General features: G+C 64.8%; 16 protein-coding genes. 10 read left to right on the forward strand and 6 right to left on the reverse strand.

Going from position 1 to position 13,811, the window contains the following annotated elements; translation table 11 throughout:
• Window positions 1-291 precede the first annotated feature (291 nt).
• Window positions 292-2,091 (reverse strand): ABC transporter transmembrane domain-containing protein, encoded by a 1,800-nt coding sequence (locus tag IC232_RS16705; RefSeq protein WP_190846114.1) that lies wholly within the window; start codon window positions 2,089-2,091, stop codon window positions 292-294.
• A gap of 256 nt (window positions 2,092-2,347) precedes the next feature.
• On the opposite strand from IC232_RS16705, the gene rpmE reads away from it, so the two are divergent.
• Complete coding sequence (gene rpmE, locus IC232_RS16710; RefSeq protein ID WP_190846115.1) at window positions 2,348-2,587, forward strand: 50S ribosomal protein L31; 240 nt, start codon at window positions 2,348-2,350, stop codon at window positions 2,585-2,587.
• 73 nt (window positions 2,588-2,660) lie between these two features.
• Here rpmE and IC232_RS16715 read toward each other — a convergent pair whose 3' ends face one another.
• Both IC232_RS16715 and IC232_RS16720 read right to left on the reverse strand, forming a co-directional pair.
• Entirely contained in the window at window positions 2,661-3,191 is a 531-nt protein-coding gene (locus IC232_RS16715) for a DUF1465 family protein (protein ID WP_312895186.1), read from the reverse strand.
• Window positions 3,192-3,556: 365 nt separating this feature from the next.
• Complete coding sequence (locus tag IC232_RS16720) at window positions 3,557-3,763, reverse strand: DUF1192 domain-containing protein (RefSeq protein ID WP_190846117.1); 207 nt, start codon at window positions 3,761-3,763, stop codon at window positions 3,557-3,559.
• A 100-nt stretch (window positions 3,764-3,863) separates the two neighbouring features.
• On the opposite strand from IC232_RS16720, the gene IC232_RS16725 reads away from it, so the two are divergent.
• Both IC232_RS16725 and IC232_RS16730 read left to right on the forward strand, forming a co-directional pair.
• Complete coding sequence (locus tag IC232_RS16725; RefSeq protein ID WP_190846118.1) at window positions 3,864-4,862, forward strand: NAD(P)H-quinone oxidoreductase; 999 nt, start codon at window positions 3,864-3,866, stop codon at window positions 4,860-4,862.
• Between the two features lie 235 nt (window positions 4,863-5,097).
• Window positions 5,098-5,817: a DUF1013 domain-containing protein gene (locus tag IC232_RS16730; RefSeq protein WP_190846119.1), complete on the forward strand. Its 720-nt coding sequence runs from the start codon at window positions 5,098-5,100 to the stop codon at window positions 5,815-5,817.
• Window positions 5,818-6,102: 285 nt separating this feature from the next.
• Here the strand turns inward: IC232_RS16730 and IC232_RS16735 are convergent, their stop codons facing one another.
• A complete protein-coding gene (locus IC232_RS16735; protein ID WP_190846120.1) occupies window positions 6,103-8,016 on the reverse strand; it encodes a propionyl-CoA synthetase in 1,914 nt (637 codons plus the stop codon).
• Between the two features lie 115 nt (window positions 8,017-8,131).
• On the opposite strand from IC232_RS16735, the gene IC232_RS16740 reads away from it, so the two are divergent.
• Window positions 8,132-8,890: a sulfite exporter TauE/SafE family protein gene (locus IC232_RS16740; protein ID WP_190846121.1), complete on the forward strand. Its 759-nt coding sequence runs from the start codon at window positions 8,132-8,134 to the stop codon at window positions 8,888-8,890.
• A 76-nt stretch (window positions 8,891-8,966) separates the two neighbouring features.
• On the opposite strand, the gene IC232_RS16745 is transcribed toward IC232_RS16740, so the two are convergent.
• The gene (locus IC232_RS16745; RefSeq protein ID WP_190846122.1) at window positions 8,967-9,149 is read right to left on the reverse strand and encodes a YdcH family protein; all 183 of its coding nucleotides are present in this window, start codon (window positions 9,147-9,149) and stop codon (window positions 8,967-8,969) included.
• Between the two features lie 188 nt (window positions 9,150-9,337).
• Here IC232_RS16745 and IC232_RS16750 point away from each other — a divergent pair, with 188 nt between their 5' ends.
• From IC232_RS16750 to IC232_RS16775, 6 genes are all read left to right on the forward strand, one after another.
• Window positions 9,338-9,538, forward strand: a complete 201-nt coding sequence (locus IC232_RS16750) for a YdcH family protein (RefSeq protein WP_036361827.1) — start codon at window positions 9,338-9,340, stop codon at window positions 9,536-9,538.
• A 95-nt stretch (window positions 9,539-9,633) separates the two neighbouring features.
• On the forward strand, window positions 9,634-10,125 hold the full coding sequence (gene purE, locus IC232_RS16755) for a 5-(carboxyamino)imidazole ribonucleotide mutase (protein WP_190846123.1): 492 nt from the start codon (window positions 9,634-9,636) through the stop codon (window positions 10,123-10,125).
• Window positions 10,115-11,212: a 5-(carboxyamino)imidazole ribonucleotide synthase gene (locus tag IC232_RS16760; RefSeq protein ID WP_246812253.1), complete on the forward strand. Its 1,098-nt coding sequence runs from the start codon at window positions 10,115-10,117 to the stop codon at window positions 11,210-11,212. Before purE ends, IC232_RS16760 begins: the two co-directional genes overlap by 11 nt.
• Window positions 11,213-11,381: 169 nt before the next feature.
• Entirely contained in the window at window positions 11,382-11,621 is a 240-nt protein-coding gene (rpsU, locus tag IC232_RS32910; RefSeq protein ID WP_190846124.1) for a 30S ribosomal protein S21, read from the forward strand.
• A 221-nt stretch (window positions 11,622-11,842) separates the two neighbouring features.
• The gene (locus IC232_RS16770; protein WP_190846125.1) at window positions 11,843-12,706 is read left to right on the forward strand and encodes a tetratricopeptide repeat protein; all 864 of its coding nucleotides are present in this window, start codon (window positions 11,843-11,845) and stop codon (window positions 12,704-12,706) included.
• Between the two features lie 22 nt (window positions 12,707-12,728).
• Window positions 12,729-13,352: a nucleotidyltransferase family protein gene (locus IC232_RS16775; protein WP_210335395.1), complete on the forward strand. Its 624-nt coding sequence runs from the start codon at window positions 12,729-12,731 to the stop codon at window positions 13,350-13,352.
• On the opposite strand, the gene IC232_RS16780 is transcribed toward IC232_RS16775, so the two are convergent.
• A complete protein-coding gene (locus IC232_RS16780) occupies window positions 13,322-13,801 on the reverse strand; it encodes a GNAT family N-acetyltransferase (RefSeq protein WP_190846126.1) in 480 nt (159 codons plus the stop codon). The genes IC232_RS16775 and IC232_RS16780 overlap by 31 nt on opposite strands.
• Between the last annotated feature and the right edge of the window lie 10 nt (window positions 13,802-13,811).

Consider the following 13,811-nt stretch of genomic DNA (forward strand, 5'->3'; position numbering starts at 1 on the left):
CTCAGGGATTATTATGATCATGGCTCCGCCTTTTGGGCCGATGATACTGGGGGCCGGGTTGACCCTTCTATTAGGTGGGATCGGATTGCTGCGGATGTTTATGCGAAAGGTCTCGGGCATCGCCTGAACTCCCCTCGATGGCCTCTTCCTGTCATCGCCGGCCTTGTGCCGGTGATCTCGCTTCTGAGAAGCGGCGCCCTTCTGATCGGGATGGCCGGGGCGAGCCCGGCCATGACGGGAAGGTCTCACCCCATTGGCCTCCCGAAGCGAATAGGAAGAAAGCCTCCAGAGCTACTCCGCCGCCTCGCTGTGCCCCTGCTCTCCCGTAAACTGCAGCCGCGCGAGCCGCGCATACAAGCCGCCTTGCGCCAGCAACGCCTCGTGGGTGCCCTCCTCGACGATCCGGCCTTGATCCATGACGAGGATCCGGTCGGCGGAGCGCACGGTGGCAAGGCGGTGGGCGATGACGAGGGTGGTGCGGCCGTCCATCAGCCGGTCGAAGGCGCCCTGAACCTTGCGCTCGCTCTCCGCATCCAGGGCCGAGGTCGCCTCGTCGAGGAGCAGGATCGGCGCATCCTTCAGGATGGCGCGGGCGATGGCGAGGCGCTGACGCTGGCCACCGGAGAGCGTGACTCCGCGCTCGCCGATCAGGGTCTGATAGCCCTGCGGCAGGGCTCGAATGAAACCATCGGCGGAGGCGAGTTCGGCGGCGCGGCGCACATCGTCCTCCGTGGCCTCGGGCTTGCCATAGCGGATGTTGTCGAGGACGCTCGTGGCAAAGATCGTCGGCTCCTGCGGCACGAGGGCCATGCGGGCGCGCAAGCCCACGGGATCGGCCTCGTTGATGGGAACACCATCGACCCAAATCGTACCGCCCTGCGGATCGTAGAAGCGCAGGAGCAGCTGCAGGATCGTGCTCTTGCCGGCGCCTGACGGCCCGACGATGGCAACCCTTTCGCCGGAGCTCACGGTGAGATTCAGGCCATGGAGAGCCCGCTGTTCGGAGCGGGTCGGATAGGCGAAATGCACGTCCTTGAACGCCACCGTGCCCAGCGGCGGGTTCGGCAGGGGCTTCGGGTTGCGCGGCGCTTCGATGGCGGGCTTGGCGGCGAGGATCTCCCCCAACCGCTCCGCCGCGCCGGCGGCTTGCGCGAGTTCGCCGTAGACCTCCGAGAGTTGGCCCAGCGAACTTGCGGCGAAGACCGCGTAGAGCACGAACTGCGACAGCCGCCCGCCCGTCATGGTGCCGGCGAGCACGTCCTGCGCGCCGTACCAGAGCACGGCCACCACGCTCGCCGAAACCAGGAAGAGGCCGGCGCCCGTGAGAAAGGCCCGCATGGTGGTGGAAAGCCGGGCCGCAGTGAACGCCTCCTCGGCGGCGGCGGCAAAGTGCGACGCGGTGGCCCGTTCCATGCCGAAGGCCTGCATGGTGCGCACGGCGCCGACGGCCTCCGCCGCATAGGCCGAGGCATCGGCCAGACGATCCTGCGCCGCCCGCGACCGCCGCCGCACGGCGCGGCCCGAGAACACCAGCGGCAGGACGATGACCGGAATGGCGAGCAGCACGAGGGCCGAGAGCTTCGGGCTCGTGATGATCATGAGCACCGTCGCGCCCAGGAACAGGAACAGGTTGCGCAGGGCAATCGAGATGCTGACGCCGAAGGCGGCCTTGACCTGGGTGGTGTCGGCGGTGAGCCGCGAGACGATCTCACCGCTCTTGGTCTGGTCGAAGAAGGCGGGATCGAGGGAGGTCAGGTGCCGGAACACGGCGGAGCGCAGGTCCGCCACCACCCGCTCGCCCAGCGTGATGACGCAGTAATAGCGAAACGCGCTGGCCAAGGCGAGCACGCCGACGACGCCGAGCAGGAGGACGAAATAGGCATTGATGTAGTCGCGGCCCTGGTCGGAGAAGCCGAAATCGATCACCCGGCGCACCGCAATGGGAACGACAAGCGTGGTCGCGGAGGCGATGGCGAGGGCTGCCAGGGCTGCTGCGATCCTGCCCTTGTAAGCGAGGCCGTAGGGGATCAGTGGTTTCAGAGCGCTGAGCGCGGCCTTGGAGCGGGATGGGTCGGAGGGCAAATCGGCCATGTCAGCCTTCGTTGACGAAAATCACGGATCGGAGCTGTTCCATTGGCATGGAAGCAGACCTTTTCTCTTGAGCTGTCTCAATTTTCGGGAGCGAACCAGTTTCACCCCGCTGAAAAGTGCTCTGGGACGGTTTAGCACCTTTGCCCCGGCTTGTTTCAACCACTTAAGTGAGGTATAGGCGCGCATTCATCAATTCAGGCTCGATTTCACATTGCGGGCTGACCAGACTTGGCTGGCCGCGAGAAGGACTATGGCAATGGCGCGCAAAGCAACCGAACATCCCGACTACCACTTCATCAAGGTGGTCATGACCAACGGCACCGAGTATCAGACCCGGTCGACCTACGGCAAAGAGGGCGACACCCTCAACCTCGACATCGACCCGAGCACCCATCCGGCCTGGACCGGCGGTTCGCAGCAGCTGCTCGACCGCGGCGGCCGCGTGTCGCGCTTCAACTCGCGCTTCGGCGGCCTGGGTATCGGCGGCAAGAAGTAACCCGGCGCCCCACGCCGGTTGTTTCAACCCGGAATATGAAAAGCCCCGCTCAAGCGGGGCTTTTTCGTTGGACCTACTCGGCTGGCCCGAACGCCTTTTCCAGCATGCCGAGCTGGGCCGCAATCGGATTGGGTGCTGCCTGGCGGGGAGCGGGTCCGGCCTCGGCCATCAGCCGTTCCAGATGGAGAATCCGGGCGTGGAGGCGGGTCGCGAGGCCGATAAGATCCCGCAGCCGCTCCGGGAGGGCCTCATAGTCCTCGATGCTTGTTTTGGTATCCGACGAGTTCAACCGGACCCTGTTCTTCTCGGTCTGAGCCTGATCGGGGGAGATCTCCCCTTCAGCCACCGCCCGCTGCAGCAGGAGCCAGGAGGCGACCTGCATCAGCCGGGTGGTGAGCCGCATGCTCTCGCTGGCATAGACGAGGCTCGTCTGACGCTCCAGGTGACGGGATTCCTCCCGACCAGGACCGTCCAGATAGGCGGCCGTTTCCTCGATCAGCTCCATGCCCTCCTGAAACAGGGCCCTGAAGGCATCCGACCCCACGAAGCTCTGCCCGAACCGGACAGGATCGACACCAAGCTGGATCACGTCGGGCTCGTTCACGCGTCTCTCCCAAAGACCTGTCCCCCGCCGGAGCGGAGGGCTGCAACTCATGAAGGGATTATAGGACGGTCCGCGGAGACTTGCCTCGGTAACCTCTTCTTAAGGTTAAGCCGGCGCATCGGGCGAAAAAGTGGTTCCGGTTTTTCGCTTCAAAGATGCGCAAAATAAAAAAGCATCGGATCAATCCCAAAAGTGCAAATCCACTTTTCGGGTCCGATGCGCCAAAAAATTGAGCCGCTCGTGGCGGCTCTTGAAGTCTAACAGGGAAGCGTCAAACAGAGTGAGCCTCTAAGCCACTCAGCATCCAGGGAGAGACCTGGATGCCCTATTCATGCTTGAGAATGGTTAATGCACCCTTAAGCTCTTTAGGCCTGCCCGAGCTTGAAGAAGGCGCTCGCAGCAGCAAGGGAACTTTCCTTCTTGGCCTTCGCCTCCCTGAGGCGGGCGACCTCCCGCTCAAGCATCTCGACGCGCTCCTCAAGCTCATCGACGGAGAGCATCGACAGGTCTTGGCCGATTTCATGTGCGCTGACGATGCGCCGCGGTTCATCGGCGAAGGGATCGAGGGCCATGGCATTCTCCTCTTCAAGGTTGGTCGTGAGGTTAGTTCGGCGTGCTTTCCTTGCCAACGGGGCCTATATCCCAGGAGAGTGTTGACCAAAGGAGGGAAAAATGGGGCAGACACCGGACATGATGCGCGCCGTCGTAGCGGACGGAAGCGGCGGACCCGAGGTTCTCAAGGTCGTGCAGCGCCCTGTTCCCCGGCCCGGAGACGGTGAAATCCTGGTGCGTGTGAAGGCGGCGGGCATAAACCGCCCCGACGTGATTCAACGCCAGGGCGGCTATCCGCCGCCGCCCGGAGCGCCGGATATCCTCGGGCTCGAAATCGCCGGCGAAGTCGTTGGTGCAGGCCCCAGCGCAGGGCGCTTCTCCATCGGGGAACCCGTCATGGCCTTGGTACCGGGCGGGGGCTATGCGGACTACGCGGTCGTGCACGAGAGCAACGCCCTGCCGGTTCCTCCAGGCCTGTCCTTCGAGGAGGCCGGGGCGATTCCGGAAACCTATTTCACCGTCTGGACCAATGTGTTCGACCGAGGGCGCCTCCAGGGCGGCGAGACCTTCCTGGTCCATGGCGGCACCTCGGGCATCGGCACCACGGCGATCCAGCTCGCCAAGGCCTTTGGGGCCACCGTTATTGCCACGGCCGGATCCCAGGACAAATGCGACGCCTGCCTGCGGCTCGGCGCCGACGTGGCGGTCAACTACCGGAGCCAGGATTTCGTGGCGGCCACAAAGGAGGCCACCGGCGGCCGGGGGGCGGACCTGATCCTCGACATGGTGGGCGGCGACTACATCCCGCGCAACTACGACGCGGCGGCCCAGGACGGGCGGATCGTGCAGATCGCCTTCCTGCAAAGCCCGAAGGTCGAGGTCGATTTCCGCCGCCTCATGGTCAAGCGGCTCACCCACACGGGTTCGACCCTGCGGCCCCGTTCGCCGGCCGAAAAGGCAGTCATCGCCCGCGCGCTCGAAGACAAGGTCTGGCCGCTTCTCGCCCAGGGGCGCTGCCGGCCCGTGATGGATTCAACCTTCGCCTTCGAGGATGTGGCCAAGGCCCATGCCCGCATGGACGGGGGCGAGCATATCGGGAAGATCATCCTTACCCTCTAGCGCATCGTTGATGCGCCACTTAAAGGATTGAGCATTGGATCAATCCCAAAAGTGCCTTCCACTTTTGGGTCCGATGCTCAAAAATTTGCAACATCGCGGCACGATCCCTATAATCATCCCGTTTCCCTCACATCGTGAGACGAGATGCTCCGGTCCGCACCGGTTCGGAGCGCAAGAGAGTTTTGCCGTGCGGCGCCGAAATGTCCGGCGCCCGGCCTGAAGGAGGTTCGCTTACATGTCCCAGGGACCGCTGATGCCGAAGGCGACGGCCGTTTGGCTCGTCGAGAATACATCGCTGTCGTTCGACCAGATCGCCGACTTCTGCAAGCTCCACCCGCTTGAGGTGAAGGGCATTGCCGACGGCGAAGTGGCCGCGGGCATCAAGGGCGCCGACCCCATCTCCATGGGCCAGCTGACCCGCGAGGAGATCGAGAAGGCGCAAGGCGACACGAACCACCGCCTGCGGCTTGCCGAGTCGCGCGTGAAGCTGCCGGAGCAGAAGAAGATCAAGAAGGGCCCGCGCTACACCCCCGTGTCGCGCCGTCACGACCGCCCGAACGCGATCCTCTGGCTCGTGCGCAACCATCCGGAGCTCAAGGACGCGCAGATCATGCGGCTGGTGGGCACCACCAAGACCACGATCCAGCAGGTCCGCGAGCGCACCCACTGGAACTCGGCGAGCCTCACCCCCATGGATCCGGTGACGCTTGGCCTGTGCTCGCAGATCGACCTTGATTTCGAGGTGCAGCGCGCCGCCAAGGACCGCCCGCAGGTGGAAGCCCAGGACCACGGCGGCACCCTGATGCCGGCGGAAGTCTCCACGGCCCCCGAGCGGCCCGTCGACCCCTTCACGGACATGAGCCGCCCGAAGCCGGTTCAGGAAGAGGCGATCGACGTCAACTCGGTCTTCGCCAAGCTCAAGACGCTCAAGCGCGACGACGAAGACGAGGAATAAGGTTCAAGCAAAAGGCCCGGAGCGATCCGGGCCTTTTTTGTTTCTACCAAGCCATCATCCCGGACGAAGCGCAGCGCAGATCCGGGATCGCGCAAACCAGCCTTGCACTGTCATCCCGGGGCTGCGCAGCAGAGCCCGAGATCCATAAACACGACAGTATTTTAGTTGGCACCGTCAGCGGTTATGGATCCCCGCCTGCGCGGGGGTGACAGTGTTGAGCTTCCGGCGCTCCGTCCTGCACACGATCCCGGATCGCCTGCGGCGTCCGGGATGCATTTGATGGCATTATCCCGCCAAACCCCTCGCCCTCAGCACATCCCCGATCTCCTCGAGAATGATCGGATCGTCGATGGTTGCCGGCGTGGTCCAGGGATCGCCGTCGGCGATCTTCTTCATGGTGCCGCGCAGGATCTTGCCGGAGCGGGTCTTGGGCAGGCGCGGCACGGTGATGGCGAGCTTGAAGGCTGCCACGGGGCCGATCTTCTCGCGCACGAGGCCGATGAGATCCCGCTCGATCTCCTCAGGGGTCTTCTGCACACCGGATTTCAGCACCACGAAGCCGCAGGGCACCTCGCCCTTGAGGGCGTCCTTCACGCCGATGACGGCGCATTCGGCAACCGCCGGATGGGAGGCCAGAACCTCCTCCATGCCGCCGGTCGAGAGGCGGTGGCCCGCCACGTTGATGATGTCGTCCGTGCGGCCCATCACCCAGACATAGCCGTCCTCGTCGATATAGCCCGCATCCGAGGTGTTGTAGTAGCCGGGATAGACGGAAAGATAGGCTTGCCTGAACCGCTCCTCCGCCTGCCAGAGGGTCGGCAGGGCGCCTGGCGGAAGCGGCAGCTTGATGACGATGGCCCCCATGGTGCTGGGAGGGACCTGCTTGCCGCCCTCGTCCAGCACCTGCACCATGTAGCCCGGCAGCGGCACCGTGGGCGAGCCGTGCTTGACCGGCAGCGCGCCGAGGCCCAGCGGGTTGCCCACCACCGGCCAGCCGGTCTCCGTCTGCCACCAATGGTCGATCACCGGAACCTGCAGGATGTCCTCGGCCCATTTCACCGTGTCGGGATCCGCCCGCTCGCCGGCGAGGAACAGGGCGCGGAAGGCCGAGAGTTCATAGTTTTTCAGGAGCTCCGCACCGGGATCCTCCTTCTTGATCGCCCGGAAGGCGGTCGGCGCCGTGAACAGGGTCACGACCCCATGGTCGGCAATCACCCGCCAATAGGCGCCGGCATCGGGCGTGCCCACGGGCTTGCCCTCGTAGAGGATGGCCGTGCAGCCGTGGAGCAGCGGGCCGTAGACGATGTAGGAATGGCCCACCACCCAGCCCACGTCGGACGCGGCCCAGAACACCTCTCCCGGCGCGACGCCGAAGAAGTTCTCCATGGACCATTTCAGCGCAACCATGTGGCCGCCGTTGTCGCGCACGACGCCCTTGGGTCTCCCGGTGGTGCCGGAGGTGTAGAGCACGTAAAGCGGATCGGTGGAGGCGACCGGCACGCACCCGGCCTGCTTTCCGGCCCGGCGGGCATCTGAAACCGCCTTCTGCCAGTCCGTGTCGCGGCCTTCGACCAGGGAGGCCTCGCATTGCGGCCGCTGGTAGACAAGGCAGGCATCGGGCTTCGAGGCGGAGAGCGTGATCGCCTCGTCCAGGAGCGGCTTGTAGGGGATGGTGCGGGTGCCCTCGATGCCGCAGGAGGCGGAGAGGATCGCCTTGGGCTTGGCATCGTCGATGCGGGTGGCAAGCTCCTTGGCCGCGAAGCCCCCGAACACCACCGAGTGGATGGCCCCGATGCGGGCGCAGGCCAGCATGGCGAAGGCGGCTTCCGGGATCATCGGCATGTAGATGACGACGCGGTCACCCTTCTCGACGCCCATGTCCTGCAGCACGGCGGCAAGCGTCGCCACCTCGTCGCGCAGCTCGGCATAGGAGATGCAGCGCTTCGAATTCGTGACCGGGCTGTCGTAGATGATCGCCGCCTGATCGCCGCGGGTCCCCGCATGCCGGTCGACGGCATTGTAGCAGGTGTTGCAGACGGCTCCCGTGAACCATGTGCCGTAGGCGCCCAGAGCGGCGTCGAAGATCTTGTCGGCGGGCTTGATCCAGTCGATCTCGCGCGCAGCCTGGGCCCAGAACCTTTCCGGGTCGGCTTTCCAGTCGGCATAGACCTCATGATAACGGCTTTGGGTCGATGACATGGCGTTTCCCCGTTGCGTTCACGGCATGAGACTTCGAATGGCCAGTGTGGTAGCAGGCGTTACCGTCGTGGTCAGCGGAGACTTTCGGCGAGTCCTGCTTTCGGCGAGTTCCTGCTTGATTACCGATCCTCTCTTCTATGCCGCGGCCATTCCCGCCGTGACGCTGCTGGGCCTCGCCAAAGGCGGCTTTTCGGGCCTCGGGATGCTCTCCCTGCCGCTCATGGCGCTCGTCGTCTCGCCGGTTCAGGCGGCGGCCATCACCCTGCCGATCCTGATCGTGCAGGACGTGGTCTCGGTCTGGGCGTATCGCTACACCTGGGACCGGCGCAACGTGGCGATCCTGGTCTTGGGCGCCATCTCGGGCATTCTCACCGGCTACTTGCTGGCGGCCCAAGTGTCGGACGCGGCGATCAAGCTCGCCGTGGGCCTGATCTCTATCGCCTTCGCGATCCGCCGCCTGGTGCTGGAGCGGGGCGGACGGGAGCCGAAGGCAACAACCGCCGACGTGCCGCGCGGGATGTTCTGGGGCTGGGTCACGGGCTTCACCAGCATGATCGCCCATGCGGGCGGACCACCGTTCCAGATCTATGTGATGCCGCAGCGCCTGCCGCGGGACGTCTTCGTCGGCACGGGTGCGGTCGTTTTCGCGTTCATCAACTGGATCAAGGTGCCGCCTTACATGGCTCTGGGCCAGTTCACGGCCGAGAACATGGCCACGGCCGGCGCCCTGTTCCCGGTGGCGATCGCCTCCACCTGGGCCGGGGTGATCCTGGTGCGGCGCGTCTCCGGTCAGCTCTTCTATACGGCCGTCTATGTGCTGCTGGTCTTCGTGGGGGCCAAGCTCGCCTATGACGGGGCGAGCGCACTTCTCTGAAGCAGGCAAGCAAAAGCCGCCACTCCGAGGTGAAGCGACGGCTTCTTGTGGTTGAAAATATTGAGGAAATGCGCGGCTAGTGCACCGCCGATTCGGAGCTTCTCAGTCTTGAGATCTCGTCCTTGAGCTGAAGCTTCCTTCGCTTGAGTTCTGCCAGCCTCATGTCATCTGCGGAGGGTCGGTTGAGAGTATCCTGGATTTCGCGCTCGAGAGCCCGATGCTTCCGTTCCAGTTCCGTCAGGTGATTCTGCAGCGGCATGTCAGTTCCTCCTATGTGATCTCTGACCCGGATATTGTGGCAGCCAGAGTGTGGCGAGTCGAAGGCAAAATTTGCAAAATCGAGAGTAGAAGATGCTTGGGCGATCTTGCTCTCCACAAACCCGCAGAGCATACTTCCGCCCCTCTTGGCCCGGCACTCGAGAAGGCTTGGCGTTCTGGATATTTTCAATGACCGAATTGGCTGAACTGGAAGCGGAATTGGCCCGCCTCAAGCAGGAACACCGCGATCTCGACATGGCCATCGACGCCCTGGAGAGCATGGTCGCCGGCGACCAGCTGCAGGTCCAGCGCCTGAAGAAGCGCAAGCTCGCCCTCAAGGACCAGATCATCCGGCTGGAAGACCAGCTCACCCCCGACATCATCGCCTGAGAATTCCGGTACGGAGATCCGTATCTCCCTTGCCTGCCAGGGGCGCCTTCGCTATTCGGGCTGAACACCAAAGGCCCTGAAGCCGGAGCGACGCCATGGCCGGAACCCCCATCGCCATCATCATGGGCAGCCAGTCCGACTGGGCTACCATGCGCCATGCCGCCGAAACGCTGGAGGCGCTGGGCATTCCCTATGACGCCCGCATCGTCTCCGCCCATCGCACCCCGGACCGGCTTTATGCCTTCGCCAAGAAGGCCAAGGCCGATGGCTTCCAGGTGATCATCGCGGGCGCCGGAGGGGCAGCGCACCTTCCCGGCATGACCGCCGCCATGACGCCCCTGCCGGTTTTCGGCGTGCCGGTGGAATCCAAGGCTCTCTCGGGCCAGGACAGCCTCCTCTCCATCGTGCAGATGCCGGCCGGCATTCCGGTCGGGACGCTGGCCATCGGCCGGGCGGGCGCCGTCAATGCGGCGCTCCTCGCCGCCGCCGTGCTCGCCCTCCACGATCCGGCGCTTGCCGAACGCCTCGACGCATGGCGCACGCGCCAGAGCGAGGGCGTGGCCGAGCGCCCCTCCGATGAAAGCTGACACGCCCATGATCCGTCCCGGCTGCACCCTCGGCATTCTCGGCGGCGGCCAGCTCGGCCGCATGATCGCCATGGCGGCGGCGCAGCTGGGCCTGAGAACCCATGTCTATGCGCCGGACGAGAACAGCCCGGCCTTCGAGGTGGCGGCCGAGTGCACCATCGCGGCTTATGAGGACGAGGCGAACCTGGTGCGCTTCGCCAAGGCCGTGGACGCAGTGACGTACGAATTCGAGAACGTGCCGAGCGAGACCGCCGCGACCTTGAGCGCCCATACCCTGTTGGCGCCCAACGCCCAGGCTTTGGCCGTGTCGCAGGACCGCTTCCTGGAAAAGAGCTTCATCTCTGGGCTCGGCATCGACGTCGCCCCCTTCGCAACCTTCTCGGACGAGGCCGAGCTCGTCGAGGCGCTGGAGCGCATCGGCCGGCCCGCCGTGCTCAAGACCAGGCGCTTCGGCTATGACGGAAAGGGTCAGGTGATGATCCGTCCCGATGTGGATCCCGTGGCTGCCTGGGCCGAGATCGGCCGCGCCTCCTCCATCGTCGAGGGCTTCGTGCCCTTCGAGCGGGAGGTTTCGGTGGTGGCCGCCCGCACCGCCTCCGGGGCGTTCGCGGCTTACGATCTCTGCGCCAACGAGCACAGTCACCACATCCTCGACACCACGCGGGTCCCGGCCAGCGTCTCCCGGGAGACGGAGGAGCAGGCCGTCTGCATCGCCCGCTCCATCGCGGATGCCCTGGACTACGTGGGCGTGCTGGCGGTCGAGATGTTCCTGGTCACCGAAGGCGGGCGCGAGCGCCTCGTGGTGAACGAGATCGCCCCGCGGGTGCACAATTCCGGGCATTGGACCCTGGGCGGCGCTGTAACGTCGCAGTTCGAGCAGCATGTGCGCGCCGTCTGCGGCTGGCCGCTCGGCGATACCGCCCGCCTCGGCCGGGTCGAGATGAAGAACCTGATCGGGCACGACGCGGATGCCTGGGAGGAGATCCTAGGCCAGCCGGGGGCGCATCTGCACCTCTACGGCAAGGCCGAGGCGCGGGCCGGCCGCAAGATGGGGCATGTGACGCGGGTGTTTCCGGAGCGGGATTGAACCTGTTTCAGGCCCGTCGATTGCCTTTCTGGCCCGGCGCTTTTCTTGAGAGGCAACCCTGGACAGGCAAGGCTTCTTCTGATACTGACGCCGGCCAGATAGAGGTGCGCCTGACGCGCCTCCTTTGTTTTTTATCACAATCGAAACGGTTCAAATACGAGGAATTCGCGTGCAGGTTCTTGTCCGGGATAACAACGTCGATCAGGCGCTCCGCGCTCTCAAGAAGAAGATGCAGCGTGAGGGTATCTTCCGCGAGATGAAGCTTCGCGGTCACTACGAGAAGCCGTCTGAGAAGAAGGCCCGCGAGAAGGCTGAGGCCGTTCGCCGCGCCCGCAAGCTGATCCGCAAGCGCATGCAGCGCGAAGGCCTGCTGCCTTCGAAGCCGCGTCCGACGACGGGCGGCCGCTAAGCTCTCAATCGAGCCATCGGCTGGACTATCGGTTGTGAAACAGCGCCCGACGCGCAAGCGGGGCGCTGTTTGCATGTCTGGCCGCCCTCCTGCGACGCGATGCTCCCCCTGAACGGCCAATTCCCTCTCAGAACGCCTTTTTGATGCCTTGTTTCACGGCTGTTAAGGATTTCCCGCCAGAGTGCCGCCTCCTGGTACCGAGTAAGAAGCTGGAGACGAACGTGTTCGCCCCATCGATCCGCCGTTTTGCCCCCTTGAGCCTGACCCTTGTTGCCCTTGGCCTATCCGCCTGCGGCACGACGAGCAGCGGCCCTGCCCAGCGCATCGCCGTGGTGGAAGAGGACACTCAAGGAACGAGCACGGTCAACATCTCGTCCCTCTCGGACGTGATTCAGCGCAATCCGAACGATCCGAGCGCCTACAACACCCGTGGCGCAGCCTATGCGCGCGTCGGCAATTACAGCAGCGCCATGACCGACTTCACCAAGGCGGTGCAGCTCGATCCCAACTACGCGCCAGCCTATACCAACCGGGCGCTGGCTCTGCGCCAGACGAACCGCAACGACCAGGCGCTCGCCGACTTCACCCGGGCGATCCAGGCCGATCCGAATTACGGCCCGGCCTATATCGGCCGCGCCAATCTCTACCGCGCCCAGAACCAGTTCCAGGAAGCCCTCAGCGACCTGAACACGGCCACCCGCCTCCTGCCCGAATCGGCCGAAGCGCTGCATTCCCGCGGGCTGCTCTACCAGCGCCAGAACATGCACCCCCAGGCGATCCTCGACTTCGATGCCACCATCGACCGCAATCCCTTTGTGGGCGCACCTTATGCCGCCCGCGGCCAGAGCTTCGTGGCGACGAACCAGTACGACAAGGCCATCGAGGACTTCAACGCTGCCCTCAACGTCGATCCCAAGGACGCCAATTCCTGGGCATGGCGCGGCGTGGCCATGGAGCGCAAGGGCGACCGGAGCCAGGCGCTCGAGAGCTACACCCGGGCTTTGTCCATCGACAACGGCAACACCGTCGCCCGCCAGGGCTCGTCGCGCCTGCAGGGCGGCGTCGCCGGCCTGTTCCGCTCCTAAAAAAACTCCGAGGTGCGGCGGCATGAACCCCGCCCCTCCCCTGCGGACAATCTCCGACATCGAACGGCTTCTCGAAGCGCATGCAGCCTCGCATGCGCTTCTTTTGAATGTGGAGCGCCTCGGACTTCCCGATGCCTGGATCGGCGCGGGCTTCATCCGCAACAGCGTCTGGGACGTGCTGCATGGGCAATCTATCGACGTGACGCGGCTCGCCGATGTGGATGTGCTCCTTTTCGATCCCGGTGAAACCGGCAAGGAGCGGGAAGCCGAAATCGAACGCCGGCATCGTGCCCTGGCGCCCGGCATCCCCTGGTCCGTGAAGAACCAGGCGCGCATACACCTGCGCAATGGCGATGCGCCTTACCTCAACACGCTCGACGCCGTCGCCCATTGGGCAGAGACCGCAACGGCCATCGCGGCCCGATCAACCAGAGGCAAGGTGGAGGTGGTGGCGCCCTATGGGGTCGACGATCTCCTGAACCTGATCGTGCGCCCGACCCCGGTCTTCGGGCACAAGATCGACGTCTATCGCGAGCGGGTCATGGAAAAGGGCTGGCCGGCCCGCTGGCCGAAGCTGACGATGCTGATGTCGTGGGAAGAGGCCTATCCTGCGCCTCACAGCTCCTTCGACAGGATCGACACATAGGGCTCGAAGCCGAAGGCGCGGTAGGTGCGCTCGGCCCGCTCGTTGGCCACGAGGGCGCCGATGACGAGGCGCTTGTGGCCGGCCTCTTTCGTGAGGCGCTCGGCCTCGTTCAGCAGCATCTGGCCGATGCCGCGTGCGCGCCAGTCATTATGCACGATCAGGTCGGTGACCGTGCCGTGGTTGCGCACATCGTCGATCACGTAAGCCGCATCCTGATCGAGAGAGAAGCCCATGGCGGCCACAACAATTCCCTCCGCCTCCGCCAGGACGATGCGGCCGTTGCGGCGGGACAGGCGCTGCATCAGCTCATCGTAATATTCCTCGGCCGCCCGATAGTCGCGCCGGCGGTCGCCCACGAGATCCGCCTCGAAGACATTGAGCTGGTGGATCAACTCGACGACGGTGCTCCGGTCGGCAGGTAGTGCGGTGCGAAGGGTGATGGAAGGCATGGAGGGATCC

Source organism: Microvirga sp., from assembly GCF_014699075.1.
Taxonomy (GTDB): domain Bacteria; phylum Pseudomonadota; class Alphaproteobacteria; order Rhizobiales; family Beijerinckiaceae; genus Microvirga.